Annotated in this window: 16 protein-coding genes and 1 pseudogene; 6 read left to right on the top strand and 11 right to left on the bottom strand. The window is 54.0% G+C overall.

Annotated elements, in window-relative coordinates; all coding sequences use genetic code 11:
• Window positions 1-155: 155 nt before the first annotated feature.
• From ACSZO4_RS09500 to licT, 5 genes are all read right to left on the bottom strand, one after another.
• Window positions 156-1,115 (bottom strand): alpha/beta hydrolase, encoded by a 960-nt coding sequence (locus tag ACSZO4_RS09500; RefSeq protein ID WP_437888680.1) that lies wholly within the window; start codon window positions 1,113-1,115, stop codon window positions 156-158.
• A gap of 64 nt (window positions 1,116-1,179) precedes the next feature.
• A complete protein-coding gene (locus tag ACSZO4_RS09505) occupies window positions 1,180-2,571 on the bottom strand; it encodes a glycoside hydrolase family 1 protein (protein ID WP_437888681.1) in 1,392 nt (463 codons plus the stop codon).
• A gap of 9 nt (window positions 2,572-2,580) precedes the next feature.
• Window positions 2,581-4,053, bottom strand: a complete 1,473-nt coding sequence (locus ACSZO4_RS09510) for a glycoside hydrolase family 1 protein (RefSeq protein ID WP_437888682.1) — start codon at window positions 4,051-4,053, stop codon at window positions 2,581-2,583.
• Between the two features lie 11 nt (window positions 4,054-4,064).
• Complete coding sequence (locus ACSZO4_RS09515; protein WP_437888683.1) at window positions 4,065-5,906, bottom strand: beta-glucoside-specific PTS transporter subunit IIABC; 1,842 nt, start codon at window positions 5,904-5,906, stop codon at window positions 4,065-4,067.
• Between the two features lie 156 nt (window positions 5,907-6,062).
• On the bottom strand, window positions 6,063-6,917 hold the full coding sequence (gene licT, locus ACSZO4_RS09520; RefSeq protein WP_437888684.1) for a BglG family transcription antiterminator LicT: 855 nt from the start codon (window positions 6,915-6,917) through the stop codon (window positions 6,063-6,065).
• 298 nt (window positions 6,918-7,215) lie between these two features.
• Between licT and ACSZO4_RS09525 the strand changes: the two genes are divergently transcribed.
• From ACSZO4_RS09525 to ybiB, 5 genes are all read left to right on the top strand, one after another.
• Window positions 7,216-7,950: a GntR family transcriptional regulator gene (locus ACSZO4_RS09525; RefSeq protein ID WP_437888685.1), complete on the top strand. Its 735-nt coding sequence runs from the start codon at window positions 7,216-7,218 to the stop codon at window positions 7,948-7,950.
• 123 nt (window positions 7,951-8,073) lie between these two features.
• Window positions 8,074-9,681 (top strand): PTS transporter subunit EIIC, encoded by a 1,608-nt coding sequence (locus tag ACSZO4_RS09530; RefSeq protein WP_437888686.1) that lies wholly within the window; start codon window positions 8,074-8,076, stop codon window positions 9,679-9,681.
• A gap of 13 nt (window positions 9,682-9,694) precedes the next feature.
• On the top strand, window positions 9,695-11,017 hold the full coding sequence (locus tag ACSZO4_RS09535; protein WP_437888687.1) for a 6-phospho-alpha-glucosidase: 1,323 nt from the start codon (window positions 9,695-9,697) through the stop codon (window positions 11,015-11,017).
• A 123-nt stretch (window positions 11,018-11,140) separates the two neighbouring features.
• On the top strand, window positions 11,141-13,282 hold the full coding sequence (dinG, locus tag ACSZO4_RS09540; protein WP_437888688.1) for an ATP-dependent DNA helicase DinG: 2,142 nt from the start codon (window positions 11,141-11,143) through the stop codon (window positions 13,280-13,282).
• A gap of 24 nt (window positions 13,283-13,306) precedes the next feature.
• The gene (gene ybiB, locus ACSZO4_RS09545) at window positions 13,307-14,269 is read left to right on the top strand and encodes a DNA-binding protein YbiB (protein WP_437888689.1); all 963 of its coding nucleotides are present in this window, start codon (window positions 13,307-13,309) and stop codon (window positions 14,267-14,269) included.
• A 120-nt stretch (window positions 14,270-14,389) separates the two neighbouring features.
• Here the strand turns inward: ybiB and ybiJ are convergent, their stop codons facing one another.
• Both ybiJ and ACSZO4_RS09555 read right to left on the bottom strand, forming a co-directional pair.
• Window positions 14,390-14,650, bottom strand: coding sequence for a DUF1471 family protein YbiJ (ybiJ, locus tag ACSZO4_RS09550; RefSeq protein ID WP_437888690.1), 261 nt, complete (start codon window positions 14,648-14,650; stop codon window positions 14,390-14,392).
• A gap of 423 nt (window positions 14,651-15,073) precedes the next feature.
• Window positions 15,074-15,688 carry a flavin reductase family protein gene (locus ACSZO4_RS09555; RefSeq protein ID WP_437888691.1) on the bottom strand — a complete coding sequence of 205 codons (615 nt, stop codon included), beginning with the start codon at window positions 15,686-15,688 and terminating at the stop codon, window positions 15,074-15,076.
• A 95-nt stretch (window positions 15,689-15,783) separates the two neighbouring features.
• Here ACSZO4_RS09555 and rlmF point away from each other — a divergent pair, with 95 nt between their 5' ends.
• Entirely contained in the window at window positions 15,784-16,719 is a 936-nt protein-coding gene (gene rlmF / locus ACSZO4_RS09560; protein ID WP_437888692.1) for a 23S rRNA (adenine(1618)-N(6))-methyltransferase RlmF, read from the top strand.
• Between the two features lie 3 nt (window positions 16,720-16,722).
• Here the strand turns inward: rlmF and ybiO are convergent.
• The 4 genes and pseudogenes from ybiO to glnH all read right to left on the bottom strand — a co-directional run bounded on the left by ybiO (window position 16,723) and on the right by glnH (window position 21,348).
• Window positions 16,723-18,953, bottom strand: a pseudogene (ybiO, locus tag ACSZO4_RS09565) (mechanosensitive channel protein).
• 135 nt (window positions 18,954-19,088) lie between these two features.
• The gene (gene glnQ / locus ACSZO4_RS09570; RefSeq protein WP_437888693.1) at window positions 19,089-19,811 is read right to left on the bottom strand and encodes a glutamine ABC transporter ATP-binding protein GlnQ; all 723 of its coding nucleotides are present in this window, start codon (window positions 19,809-19,811) and stop codon (window positions 19,089-19,091) included.
• The gene (gene glnP / locus ACSZO4_RS09575) at window positions 19,808-20,467 is read right to left on the bottom strand and encodes a glutamine ABC transporter permease GlnP (RefSeq protein ID WP_437888694.1); all 660 of its coding nucleotides are present in this window, start codon (window positions 20,465-20,467) and stop codon (window positions 19,808-19,810) included. Before glnP ends, glnQ begins: the two co-directional genes overlap by 4 nt.
• Window positions 20,468-20,604: 137 nt before the next feature.
• Window positions 20,605-21,348: a glutamine ABC transporter substrate-binding protein GlnH gene (glnH, locus tag ACSZO4_RS09580; protein WP_437888695.1), complete on the bottom strand. Its 744-nt coding sequence runs from the start codon at window positions 21,346-21,348 to the stop codon at window positions 20,605-20,607.
• Window positions 21,349-21,488 lie beyond the last annotated feature (140 nt).

Genomic DNA, 21,488 nt, shown 5'->3' on the forward strand with positions numbered 1-21,488 from the left:
ACGGCTCCCTGTTGTGGAAGCCGTTATAGTGCCGCAGATTAAGGATCGGTCAACCGATCCTTAACTGATCGGCATTATGCCATCGTGCAGGGCTTTTTGCTGTGCGGGTCAGCGTTGAGCGGTCTGTTCCTCTCTCTGAAGGTGAGGGGAAAATGCTAACCCTGATTCGGTCTGAACCGGGCAATCCACGCCTGTCGCTGCTCACGCGCCTGCTTCGCCACTCGGGCCTCGGGATCGGAGCTGAATCCGTGGTATTCCCCTGGCCAGATAGCCATCTCAACCGCCACGCCTGCGCGCATTAACTGCCGGGCAAAGCGCATATTCTCATCCACAAACAGATTCAGCGTACCTACACCCAGCCAGGTGGGCGGCAGGCCGTGCAGATCCGTTGCTCTTGCGGGGGCGGCATAGGGTGAAATATCTTCTGCGCCGGGTTCACGCCCCAGCAATGCGTGCCAGCCGAAGTGGTTGTATTCACGCGTCCACATAAATTCTCCGGTCACCGGGTTGGGATCGGTCTCGGTGACCGTCCTGTCGTCAAGCATCGGGAACATCAGATTCTGGAAGGCAAGTTGCGGGCCTGCGCGATCTCTGGCCAGTAGCGCCAGCGACGCCGCCAGTCCTGCCCCTGTGCTGTCACCCATCAGGCCAATATGTTCCGGATGAATTCCGAGTGTTGCCGCCTGCTCCTGCATCCACACCAGTGCGGCATAGCAATCTTCCAGCGACCCTGGAAAGACCGTTTCGGGAGCCAGACGATAATCGACGGAGACAATGACGCAGTCGTGTTGCAGCGCCGTGACGCTGGTCAGGGAGAGCGATTGCTCAGGGCTACCGAAAAGGTGGCCGCCGCCGTGGATATGCAAAATCCCCATCCGTGGTGCGGCGGGGGCCGCGGGGGAGATGACACAGACTCTGACAGGCGGGTGCTCCGCGCAAGAGACAACCTGTTCTTCTACTGTTAACCCGATATCCCGGAAGGCCTGCACATTTTCCAGGGCCGCCTGCTGCCGCTGCTGGCGCAGGGTCACCAGCGCGTCCTGGGTCAGTGTGAGAGGGGAGCTGTTGCTTAGCGCGGGGCGTAATTCGGGGTCGACCAGATTCCATGTGTTCATGCATGCAGCCTTTGATGTCTCGGTAAAAGTCACGGAGCGGGAAATGTCCCGCTCCGTCATTACCTTACAGCGTTTCGCCGTTGCTGGCGATAACCTGTTTATACCAGTCAAAGCTGCGTTTCTTACTGCGTTTAAGGGTACCGTTACCGTCGTTGTCTTTATCGACATAGATAAAGCCGTAGCGTTTTTTCATTTCGCCGGTTCCGGCGCTGACGATATCAATCGGCCCCCACCAGGTGTAGCCCATGATGTCGCAGCCATCGGCCACCGCCTCAGCCATCTCACGGATATGCTGGCGGCCATAGTCGATACGGGCCGTGTCGTTTATCACCCCGTTTTCATCCGGTTCATCGACGCCGCCGTAGCCGTTTTCGACAATAAACAGCGGCTTGCGATAGCGATCCGCCAGCTCGTTACAGACGATGCGAAAACCTTTGGCGTCAATCGGCCAGCCCCAGGCGGTTTTCTCCAGGTATGGATTGTCCTGCCCGACGGTGCCGCCGGTGTCGACGCGGAATTCTCCGCCAGCCTGATGCAGTACGCTGCGGTAGTAGCTAAAGCCAAGGTAATCGGACGGATAGCGGGCTATCAGCTCCAGGTCGCCATCCTCTATCGCCAGTTCAATGTTTTGTTCGCGGAACAGGCGCGGCGTCCAGGCCGGGTATGCTCCCAGCATCATCACGTCGGAGTAGAACAGCGAGCGGCGGCGCAACTGCATGGTCGAGAAGATATCTTCCGGGTTACAGGTCGCCGGATAGACGGTGCTCAGCGACAACATGCAGCCGATTTTCGCCGCCGGGATAATCTCATGGCACAGCTTGTTCGCCAGCGCGTTGGCGACAAACTGGTGGTGATTGGCCTGGTACAGCTCCTGAGGCGTTGAATCGGGGGCGACCGCGCCGGTGGCAAAGGGCATGCGGTTCATATTGTTCAGTTCGTTAAAGGTCATCCAGTATTTGACCTTCTCGCGGTAGCGGGTAAACACCACCTCGCAGTAACGGGTAAAGAACTCCACCAGCCTGCGGTTCTTCCAGCCGCCATACTCCTGATACAACGCCAGCGGCGTCTCGTAGTGGGAGAGGGTAATCACCGGCTCGATGCCGTGTTTCAGCAGCTCATCAAACAGGTCGTCGTAGAATTTTAAGCCCGCTTCGTTGGGCGTGGTTTCATCCCCGCGCGGGAAGATACGCGTCCAGGCGATAGAGGTGCGAAAACAGGTGAAGCCCATTTCGGCAAACAGCGCCACGTCTTCTTTGTAGTGGTGATAGAAATCGACCGCTTCATGGCTGGCGTAATATTTGTTCGGGTCGATCGCCGCATCGTGTTTGCCAGACGCAATACCGCCGCGCACCACGTCGGAGATAGACGGCCCTTTGCCATCCAGGTTCCATGCACCTTCCGCCTGGTTGGCGGCAATGGCGCCGCCCCATAAGAAATCTTTCGGGAAAACAGACATGTTTACTCCTTAATCCGTTAAATCGTTACCGTTAGAGGCAATCACTTTTTTGCACCAGTGGTAGCTTTTTTTCAGCGAACGTTTCTGGGTGCCGTTGCCCATATCGTCCTGATCGACATAGATAAATCCGTAGCGTTTGGATATTTGCGCCGTGCCTGCGCTCACCACGTCAATCGGCCCCCACCAGGTGTAACCGAACAGATCCACCCCGTCGGCCAGCGCTTCCTGCATCTGTTCGATATGAAGGCGCAGGTACTCAATGCGGTAGTCGTCATCGATGGAGCCATCCGGGTTAACGGTGTCCACCGCGCCGAGGCCGTTTTCAGCAATAAACAGCGGCTTCTGGTAGCGGTCATAAAGCTGGTTAAGGGCCAGGCGCAGCCCTTTAGGATCAATCTGCCAGCCCCACTGGCTGGTGGGCAGGTGCGGGTTGCGAATGCCGCCGGTGATCAGGTTGCCTTCCGCCCCTTGCAGTTTTTCCGGGTGGGCGCTGACGGTGCTGGACATGTAATAACTGAAGGAGACGAAATCCACCGGATGCTGGCGCAGGATCTCATCGTCCCCCACCACTTTTTGCAACTGGACGCCTTTTTCCGCCAGCATACGGTCGGTGTAAGCCGGGTAGTAGCCGTGGGCCTGCACATCGCTGAAGAACAGGGACACGCGCTGCATCTCCTCGCAGGCCTGCAAATCGTCCGGGTGACAGGTGTGGGGGTAAAGCATCTGGTAGCTGATCATGCAGCCGACTTTTGAGCCGGGAATGATCGCATGGCAGGCTTTGGTCGCCAGGGCGCTGGCCACAAACTGGTGGTGTGCGCCCTGGTATTTGTCCTGCTCCAGATGCGGATTGTCCTCTTCAATCACTCCGACGCTGACGTAGGGATGGTGCTTCACGCAGTTTATTTCGTTGAAGGTCATCCAGTACTTCACTTTTTTGCGATAGCGGGTAAAGCAGGTGGTGGCGAAGCGCACGTAAAAATCCACCACTTTGCGGTTTGGCCAGCCGTCGTAATCGGTCACCAGCGCCAGCGGCATCTCGTAGTGGGAGAGTGAAACTATCGGCTCGATGCCGTGCGCAAGCAACGCATCAAACACCTCGTCATAGAATCTGAGCCCGGCTTCGTTAGGTTCGCTTTCGTCACCGCGCGGGAAGATGCGTGTCCAGGCAATCGACATGCGAAAACATTTAAAGCCCATCCCGGCGAACAGCGCTATGTCCTCTTTGAAATGGTGATAGAAGTCGTTCCCTTTGCGTTTAGGGTAATATTTGGTGCTGTTTGGATCCTGTGCTTCACGCACCTGGGCGTGGGTCATTCCCAGCCACTGGTCGAGCCAGCGCTCTTTCGGGGTGTTGATGTCAAAAGTATAGACATCAGAAACGGACAGCCCTTTGCCGTCGACGTTCCACGCCCCTTCAAGCTGATTTGCTGCCGTTGCGCCACCCCATAAAAATCCATCCGGAAATGATGTCGAAAAAGTCATGCGCTTACTCCTCATGCCGCGGTTGCGGTCAGTGTCAGAAATTCGTCGCGGCTGGCGACGTCGCCAGTCTCTTTTACCGGGCTGATATCGCCGTAACATTCGCTATTGGTCACCACCAGGATGACGCTCGGATCAATGTTTTCAGCCTTCAGTGCGGCGAGGTCGAAGGTAACCAGCAGGTCGCCCACCTCAACAAACTGCCCGGCGGCGATATGGCTGGTGAAGTGTTTGCCGCCCAGTTTTACGGTATCAATTCCGATGTGGATCAGGAGCTCCGCCCCGGTATCGCTTTGCAGCGCCAGCGCGTGGTGGGTCTCAAACACCGATTCCACCTTGCCGTTGACCGGTGAACGAAGTTCGCCAGTGGTCGGGTAAATCGCCAGCCCTTTGCCAAAAATCTCGTCGGCAAATACCGGGTCGCTCAGGGTATTCAGCGCTTTTAGTTCACCGCTTACCGGGGCAAACAGTTTTTCGGCTGACTTACCGATGGGCACCGGGCTGACGCCTGCCACTACCGGTTGGGTCGACTCTTCAAAGCCTAGAATGACCGTGAGAGCCGCGGCACAGACAAAGGAGATGGCGATGCTCACCACCGCCCACAGGAAGGTGGGGCCGACCAGCGCCGGAATACCCGGCAGGCCGCTCAGGGCGAAGGCGTAGGTTTTTACCCCCATGGTCATGGCGAACGCGCCGCCGCAGGCCCCGCCGATAAGCGCTGCCGCGAACGGGCGTTTATAACGAATATTCACCCCGTACATTGCCGGTTCCGTGATCCCCATTGCCGCACTGAAACTGGTGCTCAGGGCCAGGGTTTTCAGTTTTTTATCACGGGCGCGCAGGAAGACCCCAAAAGCGGCGCCGGCTTGCCCAAGGTTAGCGATGTAAAAGAGGAACTTGATAGGGTCGAAGCCCATGGTGCTGATGTTGTTGATCATGATAGGCACAATCACATAGTGCATGCCGGTAATGATGATCAGCGACAGCGTTCCGCCTACCACCACCCCGGCCACGATCCCCATATTCTCCACCATCCAGATAATGCCGCCCGAGAGCGCGTTACCGGCATAAATCCCCACCGGACCGATGGCGATAAGAGTGATGGGCGTGACAATCAGCAGGCACAGCAACGGCACAAACATGGTCTTCAGCGGGCCGGGCATAAAGCGGTCAACGATGCGCTCAACGTGGCCTAACAACCACACCGCCAGCAGGACAGGGATCACCGTCGACGCGTAGTTCACGGTCGGAACCGGTAAGCCGATAAAACTGACCGGCCCGCCTGCCTTGAATAACGTCTGAATGGCCGGGTGGAACAGCACAGCGGTCAGCGCCACCGCCACATAGGGATTGGCGCCGAACTTTTTCGCCGCACTAAAGGCCAGGGCGAAGGGAAGGAAGTAGAACACACCATCGCTTATCGCCAGCAGGATCTGGTAGCTCTGGTGAGACGTTTCCACCCACTTCATTGCCACCATCAGCGCCAGCAGGCCTTTGAGAATACCAGCTCCGGCAATGGCAGGGATGATGGGGGAGAAGATGTTTGACAGTCCTTCAAGTATGACCGAGATCGGGTTGCGTCTTTGAGTCGGCCGGAAAGCGCTATCGATACCCGGAAGCTGGCTGAGAAGGGCATTGCAGAGGGGATCGACATCGTTGCCGATAATCAACTGGAACTGGTCGCCGGAGATATTGACGCCAAAAACGCCCTCCAGAGCCTCAAGTGCAGCACGATCCGCTTTGTCGTTATCCTTGAGCTGAAAGCGCAGACGGGTAATACAGTGAAACAGTGAGAGTATGTTATTTTTGCCGCCGATAAGGGTGATTATCTGGCGCGCAGTATCCTGATAATGCATAAGATTTCCTCCAGACTGAAGCCAAAAGCCGGCTTCATCCACAATGACCGGTGTTAACCGGAGCCTTGTTTCCTCTGGGGTTTGCCTGATCTAACAGTAACAAGCCTGGATGGAATTGCTGCACTTCTTAATACAGAGTGTCTGTATATTAACGCGTTAAACCTTCCCCGCGTCGGGGGCTGTTCGCTGCACAATATTCTCGATGTGCACCGTCAGGTAGAGCTTTTCCGAGTTGCTCATGGTGTGGTGATAATTCTTGCTGACAAATTCGTTCATCGCTTCGACGCATTTTAATGTGGCCTGGTAACGCCTTTGTACAAGGGCGAAGAATTCGTCATCGTCGTTATTTAACACCACCCCATCAATCACCCGCTGGGCGAAAAATTTTAAATGGGTAATAAATCGCTGATAATTAAGACTGTGTTCATCGAGTGGTATATTAAAGAAATACTTAACAATGTTCTGTAACTGATAAATAAGCCGGGTGATTTGCGTGGTTTTTCCCATGGTGTCATTAAGCCCGGCATTGACAATATGCAGGGCAATGCTACAGGCTTCACCATCAGGTAATAATTTACCGGTACGGGCAACAACCATCCCCAGCGCCTGGCGACCAATGGCATACTCTTTGGTGTAAAAATGGCGAACTTCCCACTCAAGTGGATTAGGTAAAAGTTCATTGTTTTGTTGCCGTTGCAGGGCAAAATGCAGATGGTCGGCGAGGGTAACGTACAGGCCTTCACTGAGTTTGTGGGGGAGTACGCTGCGGGCATGGCTGATGATATCGGCGGTGATTTGCAAAATATCAACCGGTACTTCACTGACCAGATCTTTAAAACGGGCAGAAACCTGCGAGTCCTGCAGGCGGAATATTTTATCGATGGCATTTTGGTCGATACTGGCGCCGCTGTGGGTATTAAACCCCAGCCCACGCCCGGTTAAAATGACCTCCAGGCCATTTTCATCAACTGCGCTGACAACATTATTATTTAATATTTGTTTGACCAGCATCGCCAACTCCTGAAAACAAAAACGGGCAAGACATAAATACAGATACAGGCGAATTATGCCCCTCAGTCTGCATTTAGGTTTTGCCCGATAGTCGGTAACAAGCGTAATGCAGTTAAAACCTAGCACCGCGAAAAAAAATATTCAATGCAACAAAAGGCGTTAACTAAATTCGAATGCCAAATTGTGATCCGGGCTGCGAAAACCCGTCGGTTGCCTGAAAAACGCCGCCAGAAGGGTAAACGTTGTCACTTTGCATCACTGTCGCTACCATACCGGGATGAGAGAGGGAGTTGCGCTAATGATCGACAAATATTCCACCGTGCCAGTCTATTTACAGCTTGAACAGTACCTTACCGGGCAGATTGCCGCCGGTTCGTTAAAGCCTGGCGACGTTATCCCTTCAGAAAATGAGCTCTGCCAGCAGTTTGCCATTTCCCGGATGACGGCGCGTAAGGCGGTGGATTATCTGGTACGTCAGGGAAAAGTGGAGCGCCGTCGCGGGCAGGGAACCTTTGTTGTTCAGTCGGGCAAACAGGTCCGTATCTCTCTGCCTCTTGACCGACACCTCTCCTCCAGCGAAGCGACGCTGGGGCTGGATGAACCGGTGGTTAATCGCCTGATTTGTCTGTTTCGACAGACTGCTTCGCCAGAGGTTGCCGAAAGATTGCGCCTGCCGCCGGACGGCGAAGTGTGGTTTATGCAGCGTCTGCGTCTGGTGGGCGATATTCCGTTTGTGTATGAACAGTCATGGATGATCGCGCAGCCCTTTGCGGATCTCAGCGAAGACGATCTTAACCGCTCCAAATATGCCTATGTCAGCCGCAAAGGTTTTACCGTTGAACGATCTGAAAAAGAGATCCGCGCCGAACTTCCGTCACAGAATGTCCGTGATATGCTGGGGATCAACCGCGATGAGCCGGTCCTGCATGCCACATCGATCGCTTTCCTGCGCGAAGATATTCCGTTTGAGATCTCCGAGATTTACTACAACCAGCAGCACTATCGTTTCACCCTGACAGCAGCACGTCCTTAAGCGATCCAAAGGCTAACTTTGTGATCTTCGCCGCGTTTTAAATTTAGTGGGCTAGACAACTATACATTCATTCTGGCTATACTCTGTCCTATGTTCAGCCAGTACCCTAAAAGGAAAATAACAATGAGTCGGACGGGTGAGTTTCTACAGGATTTAGGCAAGGCGTTGATGATGCCGATCTCTGTTATCGCGGCAGCGGGGATATTCCTCGGTCTCGCGGCGGCATTACAGAATCCGGCAATCGTCGGCGAAAGCGTGATTCATGCCGAAGTGATGCAGCAGATTATTGGTTTTATCCGCAAAGTCGCCGGGGCGCTGTTTGCTAATCTGCCGCTGCTGTTTGCTATTGCCGCCGCCATTGGTCTTGCGCGTGATGAAAAGCCCACCGCGGCGCTTGCGGCAGTGATTGGCTTTATCACTTTTCACGTTGGGGTCAATTACAGCCTGCTGGCACAAGGATTAACCCCACAAACCACTTCTGTCGCCGCGCTGATTGAAAAAGGCTACAGCCAGACCGATGCGGTGATGTATTCAGCAGAGTTTGCCAGCACCTTAGGCATATTTTCTTATCAGATGAGTGTCCTCGGCGGGGTTATTTCCGGTCTGGTTACTGTGGCGCTGCATAACCGTTTTTATACGATTAAACTCCCGGCGGCCATCGCCTATTTTGGTGGTCGCCGCTTTGTTCCTATTATTACCGTGATTGTTCTGCCGATTGTCGGCGTATTAATGTCATTAGTCTGGCCGGTTATTGCCAGCGCGATCATCTCCCTCGGTCAATTTATTGGTGAATCCGGTCCTTTTGGCACCTTTATTTATGCCTTTACCGAGCGGATTTTAATTCCGACCGGGCTGCACCATATTCTTAATGAAACCGTGCGTTTCACTCCCGTTGGCGGGATGGTGCATGTGGATAACGAAAGCGTGATTGGCGCGCTGTCGATCTTCAATTATGCCCTGGCGCATCCCGGCGCGCTGGCGGATGACGTGGTGCGCGAGGCAACCCGTTTTCTGGCGCAGGGGAAAATCCCGGTGATGATGTTTGGTCTGCCTGCCGCTGCGCTTGCGATTTACCGCTGCGCAAAGCCTGAGCATAAACAGCGGGTTAAGGCGCTAATGATGGCGGGCGCGCTGGCGTCGTTCACCACCGGAATAACCGAACCGCTGGAGTTCAGCTTTATCTTTGTCTCCCCGTTACTGTTCTTATTTCATGCCGTTATGACCGGTCTCTCTTTTGCCTGCGCGCAATTATTGCAGGTGATGATCGGTAATATTCAGGGTGGACTGATCGACTTTATTGTCTTCGGTGTGCTGGGCGGGGCGAAAACCCAGTGGTGGTTTAATTTGTTGCTCGGCTGTATCTGGGCGCCGGTTTATTACTTCGCGTTTAAATGGATCATTCTGCGCACCAATGCCAGAACCCCCGGCCGGGAAGACGACAAACAGGTCAGCCATGCGGGTGGACAAATAATGGAAGGCGATGCTGCCACGGCGCAAATTATTGCCGGACTCGGCGGTCGCGAGAATATCCAGAACGTGGACTGCTGCTTTACCCGTCTGCGGGTAAAAATCAGCGATATGCATAAAGTGGATGAGAACAAGCTCAAACAAAGTGGTGCCAGCGGCTTTGTTCGCGCCACTGAGAACGATATTCAGGTTATTTACGGCCCACAGGTTGAAAGTATTGCCAGTGCCGTAAAACAACATTTACTTGTTCAACAGCCGCAATAAGAGAACAGATGATATGAAAAAATTTAATATTGTATTAGTCGGTGGCGGTTCCACATGGACACCGGGATTATTAAAAGCACTCTGCAAACTCAAAGAGCGTCTGCCATTAAACAAACTGGTGATGTTTGATGTGAATGAAGAACGCCAGGCGGTGATTGGTGAATATGCCAAAGTGCTCTTCCGCGAAGAATATCCCGGGCTGGAATTTGTCTACACCGGCGATGAAGACATCGCATTCAGCGATATGGACTTCATCTTCTGCCAGATGCGTACCGGCGGCTATGCGATGCGCGAGAAAGATGAAAAAATTCCGCTTAGTCTTGGGGTCATTGGTCAGGAAACCTGCGGCGCAGGTGGCTTTGCCTACGGTATGCGATCTATTCGCGACATGATTGCGTTGGTGGAAAAAGTACGAGCACGTTCACCGCGCGCGTGGATCCTCAACTACACCAACCCGGCGGCCATCGTGGCCGATGCGCTGAATAAACGTTTCCCGGACGATGACCGTATCCTCAATATCTGCGATCAACCGGTGAATTTGCTGCGCTCGTATGGCCGGTTATTAAAACGCGATCCGGCAACCTTCGACCCGGTTTATTTCGGTCTTAACCACTTCGGCTGGTTTACCCATCTGTATGATGAAAATGGCCATGATTTAGCGCCTGAGCTGAAAGCGTACATTGCGAAAAATGGCTTTATACCGGCGGATGCCGAGCAGCGCGACCAGTCCTGGCTTGATACATACGCGGCGGTCGCGGATATGCTGCGCGACTTCCCGGACTATTTGCCCAACACCTATCTGCAATATTATCTCTATCCGGAGTATAAGTTTTCCAAACTGGATCCGAACTTTACCCGCGCCAACGAAGTCATCAATGGTCGCGAAAAGCGGGTGTTTGATGAATGTCGTACGGCGGTTGCTGAAGGCACAACGCGCAATGTACACGTGGTGCACAACGATGCCCATGGCGACATGATTGTCGAGCTGGCGGAAGCCATCGCCTTCAATCTGAAAATGAAATTTATCGTCATGGTGCCGAACAATGGGCTGGTGGAAAACCTCGATGACGATGTGATGGTGGAGCTAACGGCGGAAGTCGGCAGCAACGGCCCACGTCCTTATGGCGTCGGTAAAATTCCCACCTTCTACAAAGGGATGATCGAGCAGCAGTTTGCCTATGAACGCCTGACGGTGGAAGCCTGGTTTGAAGGCTCTTACACCAAAGCGTTACAGGCGCTGACGCTCAACCGCACCATTATTGATGCGAAAAAGGCCCGCCGGGTGCTGGATGCGTTGATTGAGGCCAATAAAGAGTACTGGCCGCAGCTGAAGTAAAATGACCGGGAGCCTGCGGGCTCCATTTTTACGCGCCGCTTTCCATAATGGGAAAAAGCATTACCCCTGAAACGTGAAAAATGCCACAATGGTGGCTGTTTATACAGTATTTCAGGTTTGCCGATGGCCCTCACCGCTGCGCTCAGAGCGCAAATTGCCGCCTGGTATAAGGCGTTGCAACAACAGATCCCGGATTTTATTCCCCGCGCACCGCAACGGCAGATGATTGCCGATGTGGCGAAAACCCTTGCCGGGGATGAAGGGCGGCATCTGGCGATTGAAGCGCCTACCGGGGTCGGCAAAACTCTCTCTTATTTGATCCCCGGCATTGCCATTGCCCGTGAAGAGCAAAAAACGCTGGTGGTCAGTACCGCCAACGTGGCGCTCCAGGATCAGATCTTCAGCAAAGACCTGCCGCTGCTGCGCAAAATTATCCCCGACCTGCGCTTTACTGCCGCGTTTGGCCGGGGGCGCTATGTCTGTCCGCGTAATCTGACGGCGCTGTCGAGCTCAGATCCCACGCAGCAGGATCTGCTGGCATTTCTGGAAGATGAACTGACGGCAAACAATCAGGAAGAGCAGGCGCTGTGCACAAAGCTTAAAGGCGAGCTTGATAGCTACCGCTGGGATGGCCTGCGCGATCATAACAGCCACGCAATCAGCGATGACCTCTGGCGTCGCCTGAGCACGGATAAAGCCAGCTGCCTCAACCGCAACTGCCACTATTACCGGGAATGCCCGTTTTTTGTTGCCCGTCGCGAGATCCAGGAAGTGGAGGTGGTGGTGGCGAACCATGCGCTGGTGATGGCCGCCCTGGAAAGCGAATCCGTGCTGCCGGATCCAAAAAACCTCCTGCTGGTGCTGGACGAAGGCCATCACCTGCCGGATGTCGCGCGGGATGCGCTGGAGATGAGCGCTGAAATCAGCGCGCCCTGGTTTCGCCTGCAACTTGATTTGTTCAGCAAGCTGGTGGCGACCTGCCTTGAGCAGTTCCGGCCGAAAACCACGCCTCCTCTGGCAACGCCGGAGCGGTTTAACGCCCACAGTGAAGAGCTGTACGAACTTATCGCCTCGCTGAATAACATTCTTAATCTCTATCTGCCTGCGGCCCAGGAGGCGGAACATCGCTTTACGATGGGCGAGCTTCCGCAGGAGGTGATGGAGATCTGCCAGCGGCTGGCAAAGCTTACCGAGATGTTCCGCGGGCTGGCAGAGCTGTTTCTCAACGATCTTAGCGAGAAAACCGGCAGCCACGATATTGTGCGTCTGCATCGGGTACTGTTGCAGATGAACCGGGCGCTGGGGATGTTTGAGTCTCAGAGTAAGCTCTGGCGACTCGCCTCCATGGCCCAGGCTTCAGGCGCTCCGGTATCAAAATGGGCAACCCGTGAGTTTCGTGACGGGCAGATGCAGCTGTTTTTCCATTGCGTGGGGATCCGCGTCAGCGATCAACTGGAAAAACTGCTATGGCGTAGCGTACCGCACATTGTGGTGACCTCTGCCACCTTACGTTCCCTCAACAGCTTTTCGCGCCTGCAGGAGATGAGCGGCCTGAAAGAAAAAGCGGGCGATCGCTTTGTGGCGCTGGATTCGCCCTTTAATCACGTCGAACAGGGCAGAATTGTGATCCCCAAAATGCGCCATGCGCCGCTTATCGATAATGAAGCCGCCCATCTGGCGGAAATGGCGGCGTATTTCCGTGAGCAGGTGGAGAGCAAGGCGCATCCGGGAATGCTGGTGCTGTTTGCCAGCCAGCGTGCGATGCAACTCTTTCTGACTTATGTGACGGATTTACGGCTGTTGCTGCTGGTGCAAGGGGATCAGCCCCGTTACCAGCTTGTGGAGCTGCACCGCAAGCGCATCGATGGCGGTGAGCGCAGCGTACTGGTCGGTTTGCAGTCCTTTGCGGAAGGGCTGGATCTGAAAGGCGACTATCTGACCCAGGTGCATATTCATAAAATCGCGTTTCCGCCGATCGACAGCCCGGTGGTGGTCACCGAAGGCGAATGGCTTAAAAGCCTCAACCGTTACCCCTTTGAAGTGCAAAGTTTACCCAGCGCCTCCTTTACCCTTATTCAGCAGGTCGGCCGCCTGATCCGCAGCCACAGCTGCCACGGCGAAGTCGTCATTTATGACAATCGCTTACTGAGTAAAAGCTACGGCAAAAGGCTGCTCAATGCGCTACCCGTGTTTCCTATTTCCCAACCCGATGTGCCAGACGTTATAGTGAAGAAACCGAAGCAAAGCCGCCGTAAGCGCAGCTGAAAAGTCAGTCAGTGAGGAGTGTTAATGGATTACCGCAAAATCATAAAAGAGATTGGCCGGGGAAAGAACCATGCCCGGGATCTGGATTTTGACACCGCCCGGGGCTTGTATTCCCGTATGCTCGCGGGTGATGTCCCGGATCTTGAACTGGGCGGCATTTTGCTGGCCCTGCGTATCAAGGGGGAGGGTGAAGCCGAGATGCTCGGCTTCTACGAGGCTATGCAGCAGCAGACCATGCGTCTGACGCCGCCAGTGGCAAAGCCCATGCCGATTGTTATTCCTACCTACAACGGGGCGCGTAAACAGGCAAACCTCACGCCGCTGCTGGCTATTCTGCTCAATAAACTGGGCTTTCCGGTGGTGGTGCACGGGGTGAGCGTCGATCCGACCAGGGTGGTCAGCGAAACCATTTTCACCCTGCTCGGCATTGAGGCCACGCATCATGCGGGCCAGGCTCAGGCAAAGCTTGAAGGTCATCAGCCGGTGTTTATTCCCGTCAGTGCGCTTTGCCCGCCGCTGGAAAAACAGCTTTCGCTACGTTGGGTGATGGGGGTACGCAACAGCGCCCATACTCTGGCGAAGCTGGCGACCCCTTTTGAACAAGGGGCGGCGTTGTGCCTCTCCAGTGTTTCCCATCCTGAGTACCTTAGCCGTGTCGGCAAGTTTTTTGCTGATATCGCGGGGCGTGGTCTGCTGATGCATGGCACCGAAGGGGAAGTGTATGCGAACCCGCAGCGCTGCCCGCAGATTAACCTGATTGATGCCGGTGGTTCCCGGGTGCTGGTTGAACGTCAGCCTGAGCTGGCGGAGAGCGTGCTGCCCGCCGGCAAAGATGCCGAAATTACCGCGCGCTGGATTGAACGCTGTCTGGGCGGCAGTGAGCCGGTGCCTGAGTCATTGAAAATCCAGATGGCGTGCTGTCTGGTGGCAACCGGTGAGTGTGAAACGCTGGACGAAGGGCTTGCGCGTGTCAGACAAAGTTTCTGAATAACAGGCAAAAAAAAGCCCGTCTCATCACTGGACGGGCCAAAAAGGGTAACAACAACAGTGTCAATGAGGGGTGGAGCATCCGTCAGAGGGTAAGTCTACGGGGTGAATCAGTGTGGGTTATTTATAGATAACCGCAGTGCCGCTCAGTTTGTTATTACTGTTAGCGGAGGTAATGCTGTAGCCGGTTGCGCCTGCTGCTGCCGCTTTGTCAGCCAGCTGTGCTTCCAGACCGTCCAGCGTTGTTGCGCCTTCAGCAGAAACCACACCCACTTTATTCATGCTCTGTGCCTGGGCCGGGTTAACGGCCTGTGCAGCGAAAGCGCCAAAGGACAGGGTGGACAGGGCAATAGCAGCTACAGCATATTTGATGGTTTTCATAGTTAATTTCTCGCAGGTTATTCTGTCAGGGAGACGATGTTCCGTCGATGTGATAAGTATCACTGTTTTTTGCGAGTGAGAAAATCTAAGAGAATTGACGACCTCGTTTAAAAAAATTGAACAATAAATAACTCAATGAAATTATTGATATTTATTGGCAGAAATCGCTGAAGTGACCCTCAGGTCAGTTGCGTACGTTTTGCTGGGCACAGATTGCTACTTTTTATTGCCATAATTGTGCGCTGAAACGAAACCGCTTACGCTGGATTTTAAGGTAAAGAACAGTCAGTGAAACTGGAATGTTTGCTAATTACTGACGTTATATCCTGATTTTGTATTTTTGTGTAAGTTTTTCTACTGTGGTTTGTGAAGATGAAAAAGCCCGCAACCAGTGCGGGCGGGTGACAGTGGTTGAGGCCGGGATTAGCGGTCATCCGGGCGGCGCAAATCGAAACGCTGCGCTTCGCTGATGGTGTAATAGGCGGTGGGGCCGCCGGCCCGGAGCACCGGTTGCGCTTTTGCCGTCTGATAAATCCCGTTTTCCAGCAGAGACTCATCAATATGAACGGCAACAACTTCTCCCAGCACCAGCCAGCTATTAAGCGCTTCACCCCCGGCGCTGGTCAGTTGAATACACTGAGACAGGCGACATTCGAAGTGCACCGGGCTTTCAGCTACCCGTGGAGCCTGAACGATGCGGCTGGCAAGCGGCGTCAGGCCGCCAAAGGCGAACTCATCCTCACCGGGCTCCAGTGACGCCGAAGTTTCATTCATCCGCTCAGCAAGCGTGCGGGTCGTCAGATTCCAGACAAACTCTTTGGTCTCACAAATATTACGCACGCTATCTTTCCAGCCGCTGCTGGCAAAGCCAATAATCGGCGGGCGGTAATTAAAGCAGTTAAAAAAGCTATAAGGGGCAAGATTTTGCTGACCGTTGCCGTTTAATGATGAAATCCAGCCGATGGGGCGAGGGCCGATAATCGCGTTGAGAGGGTCATGCGGCAGGCCATGACCCTGGGTCGGTTGGTAAAAATACATGACGAGTCCATGGGGGAAGTGAGTTTCTTTAGCCTCACTTATTTACCCTGCCGCCGTCAACGGGTATCTTACGCCGCTGCCAACAGGAGAATGCCATGAATGCCCAAAAGCCGGGGTTGCACCCACGCAACCGCCACCACAGCCGCTACGATCTCGACGCCCTGTGCGCCAAAACCCCCTCGTTGCGTGAATTTATCACTACCAACCCGGCGGGTGACGCCACGGTAAACTTTGCCGATCCGCGTGCGGTCAAAGTGCTGAATAAAGCGCTGCTGGCGCATTTTTACGGTGTTACTGAATGGGATATTCCCGAAGGTTTTCTCTGCCCGCCGGTGCCGGGGCGCGCGGATTACGTGCATCATCTGGCAGACTTGCTGGCAGAAAGTAATGAAGGCAGGGTGCCAACCCAGGCCAGCGTGCTGGACGTCGGAACCGGTGCGAACTGTATCTATCCGCTGATTGGCGTGCATGAGTACGGCTGGCGCTTTACCGGCAGCGAAGTGAACAATGACGCACTGGCCAGCGCACTGGCGATTGTTAATGCTAATCCAGGGCTGACCCGCGCCATTCGCCTGCGTCGCCAGAAAGATGCGTCGCTGATTCTGCCGGGCATTATTCATAAGAATGAATTTTTTGACGCGACCCTGTGTAACCCACCGTTCCACAGTAGCGCGGAATCGGCAGCAGAAGGCGGGGAACGTAAACGCCGCAATCTGGGGCTGGGGAAAGACAGCGAGGCCAACTTTGGTGGTCAGCAGCAGGAGCTGTGGTGCGAAGGGGGCGAAGTGGCGTTTATCAGCAAAATGATTGATGAAAGCAAACAGTTTGCCCGCCAGGTTCTGTGGTTCAGTTCGCTGGTTTCCCGTGGAGATAATCTGCCGTTGCTCTACCGGGCCTTAACCGAGGCAGGAGCGGTGAAAGTAGTCAAAAAAGAGATGGCGCAAGGCCAGAAACAGAGCCGCTTTATTGCCTGGACCTTTATGGATGAAGCCCAGCGTAAACGTTGGGCGAACACGCGTTTCAAAGGCTAAGTTTCAAAGCGTTGGCTCAGCCGGAGGCGGCGGTAATGTTGCCCTGGCTGGGGTCGCGGGTGTGGGCAAAATCTGCCAGGTCTGCACCGGTGGGCGAACATCCGCCAGATCAAAGTGTTTTTTCACCATGCTGTCGAGAGCAAAGCGGACTGTCCATTGCTTAAGCGGCAGCGTGGTGAAGGTCACCCGAATGGTAAAAGCCGTATTGGTTAGCCCAACTATCCCGGCGAACGTCGGCTCGCCAATGACCAGCCCGCGAATATCTTCCATTTCCATCAGTTCCGCTACCGCATCCTCCAGCGCTTTTTTGGCTTTATCCGCATCTTCATGACGATCGATATCGTAATTGGCGACCACCGAGCCTATACCCCGCACAAAGTTTGCGAAGGTGGTTATCGAAGACCAGGGAATGATGTGATACGCCCCGGTGTCCTGGCGTACGCCCACTGAACGAATCGACATCCGCTCAACGGTGCCGGTTAACGGGCCGATGGTGACCAGGTCGCCGGTATTCATCCCATTTTCAAACTGAATGAAAACACCGGTGATAATATCTTTGACCAGGGTTTGTGAACCAAAAGAGATAGCCAGCCCCAGCGCACCGGCCCCCGCCAGCAGAGGCGCAATATTGACGCCAATTTCCGACAGTACAATCATGATGGTGATGGTACTGATAATGACCGCCAGCGCGTTACGGAACAGCGTAAGCAACGTGCGGGTTCGCGCACTGGGCAGCGGACGACCGTGAATATCCAGCGCCAGCCGGTTTTCTATAATGCTTGCCAGCACCGTCCAGCCGACCGCAGAGAAGAAGAGGATAAGCGCAATGCGGATCAGTATATCCACCGCTTTTTCTCCCGCGCCGTAGGTTAACCAGTACCAGAAATCAAACAGCCCCCAGGCATTGAGCAGCAGTAGCACGGTAGTACACACCACCAGGATCCGCGCCACCTTCAGTGAGGTGGAGAGCCAGCCGTTTAGCCGTTTTTGCAGCTCCGGATAGTTGCGCTGGGTTTCAGGCGACAGGGTAATGGTTTTATTGATCCAGCGTGACAACATACCGGAGAGGAAAGCGGCAATGCTCAGGATAGCCAGGCTGCTTACTGAGGCACCCATCATAAATTTGAGGCTGTTGCCGGGATCAAACAGGGAAAAGAAGAACAGAACGATAAAATACGCGCTGGCCAGCCAGTGCCATACCAGAGCGAAGGCGCGAATAAAAAGACTAAAGAACGCCAGCGAACGATCGGCGAGGGTCGTCAGATTTTGCTGGATAACCTTCTTATTATGGAAGATCAGGTACAGCGCCCAGACGGTGATGCACAGCATAATGGCCACATTCGACAGCGCGCCAACCTGCACATTCACCTGGTTGGAAATAATCGGCACTGCGACCAGCAGCCCGTAGCCAATCAGGCTGCTTAACGCGCTCAGGCGCGTGTGCCAGTAACGGGCAGTGTCGTCCTGAATACGAAACGGACGCAAATCGGGGATGCGGGGGCAAAACACCAGCCGGAGGATAGCTTTGAAAATTCGATCAGGGCAAAGGCATTGAGAAACAGGCTTTGCTGAAAAGCGATGGTGCGATTCGAGGCGTTAAGATTCGCACTGAGTAGCTGGCCGACGAAGAGGGTCAGCGTAAGCAACAGCAGATCAATAATAAACGCGCCGATGATCATCGAGGGAAGCTGAAGCCAGTTGCTGCGATCGCGATTTTTATGCCGTCCCCAGTTCCCCATTTTCCGGTACAGCGGGAATACGCTCAGGCGAACCAGCATCCAGAATGCAAACACCAGCGCCGCCAGCAGTAAAAAGTACGTCGCCGCCGTGGAGAAGGTTTGTGGGTTAAAGGTCTTATGCGGCGAGCCGGTGATATTGCGATAAAGCTGAGCAAAGCGTGAGGAAAAGGCCTCGCCGTATCTGGCGCTGACTTCGGTGACGTTCTCCAGAACCGTTTTCTGTTCGACAATGGCAGGCGGGGTCAGTACCGGAGCGGGTTCCTGAGGAGGCGTGGTGGCCGCGCTTCGTAGCTGGTCAATCAGTTCCTGACGGGACTGCTCATTCTCAAGTACATCGGCCAGCGCCGCATAAGCCGCTTTCTTTTGCTCGACGTTCGGTTCAGGGGTGGCAGCGGGTGTTGTTGAACTCGCAGTACCCGTAGTCACACCCGGAATGGCGACAGCCTGTACGGGGGCGCAAAAGAGCGTAACAAGCAGCAGCAGGATCCACGGCACAGCGTCCTCCGATGAAAAACAGTAGCAAAATGATAAGTATAGATGGCAAGCGGAGGAGGGGAGAATTTGGGAACATTCTGGCGTAAGAAAGCCGGGCGGACCCGGCTTGCAGACTACTTTTCGCCATACTGAAAATCAGGAGACGTGTTGCAGGAACTCTTGCAGACGCTGGCTCGGCGGATTTTCAATCAGGGTTTGCGGATTGCCGTCTTCAGCAATGCGGCCTTTGTCGATAAAGATCAGACGGGAAGCGACCTTCTCGGCAAAACCAATTTCATGAGTAACGATGACCATGGTCATCCCTTCTTCGGCCAGATCCTGCATCACTTTCAGTACTTCATGGCGCAGTTCCGGGTCGAGCGCCGAGGTCGGCTCATCGAACAGCATCATTTTCGGCTTCACTGCCAGCGCACGGGCAATCGCCACGCGCTGTTGCTGTCCACCAGAGAGCTCCGACGGATAGTGGTGAGCACGTTCGGCAAGGCCGACTTTCGCCAGCAAATCTTTCGCCAGCTTCTCAGCCTCATTTTTCTTCGTTCCACGCACCCGCAGCGGGCCGAACATCACGTTCTCAAGGGCTGTCAGGTGTGGGAACAGATAGAATTGCTGGAACACCATACCGGCTTCCTGGCGGATAAGTCGCTCGTCTACCTTTGGATCGTTGACCTTCAGTCCATCAACGATAAGCTCGCCGCTGGTAATCTCTTCCAGCTTATTGATGCAGCGCAGCAATGTGGACTTACCGGAGCCAGAGGGGCCGATAATTACCACGACTTCACCCTGAGTAATGTTCAGGTCGATATTGTGCAGCACCTGGGTTTGCCCGAAGTGCTTGGAAACGTTTTTAAATTCAATCACAGGATTTTCATCCTTCTTTCAAGGCGGCGCAGAACAAAGCTCAGTACCAACGTAATGATCAGATAGACAACGGCGACGGCGCTCCAGATTTCCAGGGCGCGGAAGTTGCCTGCGATGATCTCCTGGCCCTGTCGGGTCAGTTCAGCCACGCCGATAACGATAAACAGTGAGGTGTCTTTGATGCTGATGATCCACTGATTTCCCAGTGGCGGCAGCATACGACGCAGCGCCAGCGGCAGGATCACGTGGCGAATGGTCTCGCCTTTTGACAGCCCCAGAGCAAGACCCGCTTCGCGGAAACCTTTGTGAATGGAGAGAACCGCACCGCGGGTAATTTCCGCGATATAGGCGCCGGAGTTGATCATAATCGTGACCACTGCGGCGCTAAAGGGATCGATACGTAAGTCGTTGAACGCCATCGGCAGGGCAAAGTAAATAAACATGACCTGCACAACAATCGGGGTACCGCGAATCACTTCGATAAAAACGAGCGCGATGTGGTTGGCGATCCAACCGCCAAAGGTGCGGGCGAAACCTGCCGCTAAACCAATAATCAGGCCGCCAATTAAGCCAAGGACCGAGATCCATAGCGTCATTTTGGCACCTTCAATCAGAAGCGGAATGGCGGGCCAGATGGCACTCCAGTCAAACTGCATGATGAATTCCTGTAAACCGTGGTGGAGATATACAAACACCCATAGTGCCGGATTCCCGGCCTACGGGTGATAAATCTGCTTATATCTGCCCGGTAAGCATAGCCTTGCCGGGCAAAAAAACAGCTAAGAAAATGTTCTTATTTAGGCTCGGTACCGAACCATTTTTTATAGATTTCGTTGTAAGTGCCGTTTTCACGCAGTGTTTTCAGCGCGCCGTTCACTTTATTACGCAGTTCATCGCTACCTTTCGGGAAAGCAATACCGTACTGCTGGGCTTCCAGAGACTCGCCAACAGCTTTGTACTGACCTTTACCCGCAGTCTGGATGAAATACAGGATGTTCGGGGTGTCATGGAGTACGGCGTCAGCACGGTTAGTGCCCAGTTCCATGTAAGCGTTGTCGATGTTCGGGAACTGACGCAGATCTTTGGTTTTGATATTGGCTTTCGCGTAATCAACAGAGCCAGTGCCGCTCTTCACTGCAACCACTTTACCGTCAAGATCTTTGACGCTTTTCACGTCGTTGTTGTTGGCTTTCACCATCACCAGCAGACCGCTTTTGTAGTAGCCATTAGAGAAGTCGATCGCTTTTTTGCGTTCGTCAGTAATGGTGATACCTGCTAAGGCCAGGTCAACGTTTTTGGTTTGCAGCGCCGGGATAATGCCGCTGAAATCCATCGGTTTCAGGTCATAATCCAGTTTCAGTTCTTTGGCTACCGCAGCCCACAGGTCAACGTCGAAACCGACGTACTTGTCGCCTTGTTTGAATTCGAAAGGAACGAATGCGGTGTCAGTCGCGACAACTAATTTTTCTGCGGCCTGGGAAGAAACAGCGAAAGCGAGAGCGAGTGTAGCCAGGGAAAGTTTGAATACAGACTTCATAGTTTTTCCTTTTATATCCACGGGGCAATCCCCTGCGAGAACGTACGCAGTATGAAAAAATCGTGCCAGGTTTACAACCCGTTGTTTTGTAAAGAGGTCAGTTTCTGGACTTGCACAATAATAGTAACTTATCTGCTGAT

This window comes from Phytobacter sp. V91, from assembly GCF_965644225.1.
In the GTDB taxonomy this organism is placed as follows: Bacteria; Pseudomonadota; Gammaproteobacteria; order Enterobacterales; family Enterobacteriaceae; genus CBFFRJ01.

Coding starts and splice junctions, on each gene's coding strand:
- ACSZO4_RS09500 (WP_437888680.1), bottom strand. CDS start 1,115: ATGAACACATGGAATCTGGTCGACCCCGAATTACGCCCCGCGCTAAGC.
- ACSZO4_RS09505 (WP_437888681.1), bottom strand. CDS start 2,571: ATGTCTGTTTTCCCGAAAGATTTCTTATGGGGCGGCGCCATTGCCGCC.
- ACSZO4_RS09510 (WP_437888682.1), bottom strand. CDS start 4,053: ATGACTTTTTCGACATCATTTCCGGATGGATTTTTATGGGGTGGCGCA.
- ACSZO4_RS09515 (WP_437888683.1), bottom strand. CDS start 5,906: ATGCATTATCAGGATACTGCGCGCCAGATAATCACCCTTATCGGCGGC.
- licT (WP_437888684.1), bottom strand. CDS start 6,917: ATGCTGGTCAAACAAATATTAAATAATAATGTTGTCAGCGCAGTTGAT.
- ACSZO4_RS09525 (WP_437888685.1), top strand. CDS start 7,216: ATGATCGACAAATATTCCACCGTGCCAGTCTATTTACAGCTTGAACAG.
- ACSZO4_RS09530 (WP_437888686.1), top strand. CDS start 8,074: ATGAGTCGGACGGGTGAGTTTCTACAGGATTTAGGCAAGGCGTTGATG.
- ACSZO4_RS09535 (WP_437888687.1), top strand. CDS start 9,695: ATGAAAAAATTTAATATTGTATTAGTCGGTGGCGGTTCCACATGGACA.
- dinG (WP_437888688.1), top strand. CDS start 11,141: ATGGCCCTCACCGCTGCGCTCAGAGCGCAAATTGCCGCCTGGTATAAG.
- ybiB (WP_437888689.1), top strand. CDS start 13,307: ATGGATTACCGCAAAATCATAAAAGAGATTGGCCGGGGAAAGAACCAT.
- ybiJ (WP_437888690.1), bottom strand. CDS start 14,650: ATGAAAACCATCAAATATGCTGTAGCTGCTATTGCCCTGTCCACCCTG.
- ACSZO4_RS09555 (WP_437888691.1), bottom strand. CDS start 15,688: ATGTATTTTTACCAACCGACCCAGGGTCATGGCCTGCCGCATGACCCT.
- rlmF (WP_437888692.1), top strand. CDS start 15,784: ATGAATGCCCAAAAGCCGGGGTTGCACCCACGCAACCGCCACCACAGC.
- glnP (WP_437888694.1), bottom strand. CDS start 20,467: ATGCAGTTTGACTGGAGTGCCATCTGGCCCGCCATTCCGCTTCTGATT.
- glnH (WP_437888695.1), bottom strand. CDS start 21,348: ATGAAGTCTGTATTCAAACTTTCCCTGGCTACACTCGCTCTCGCTTTC.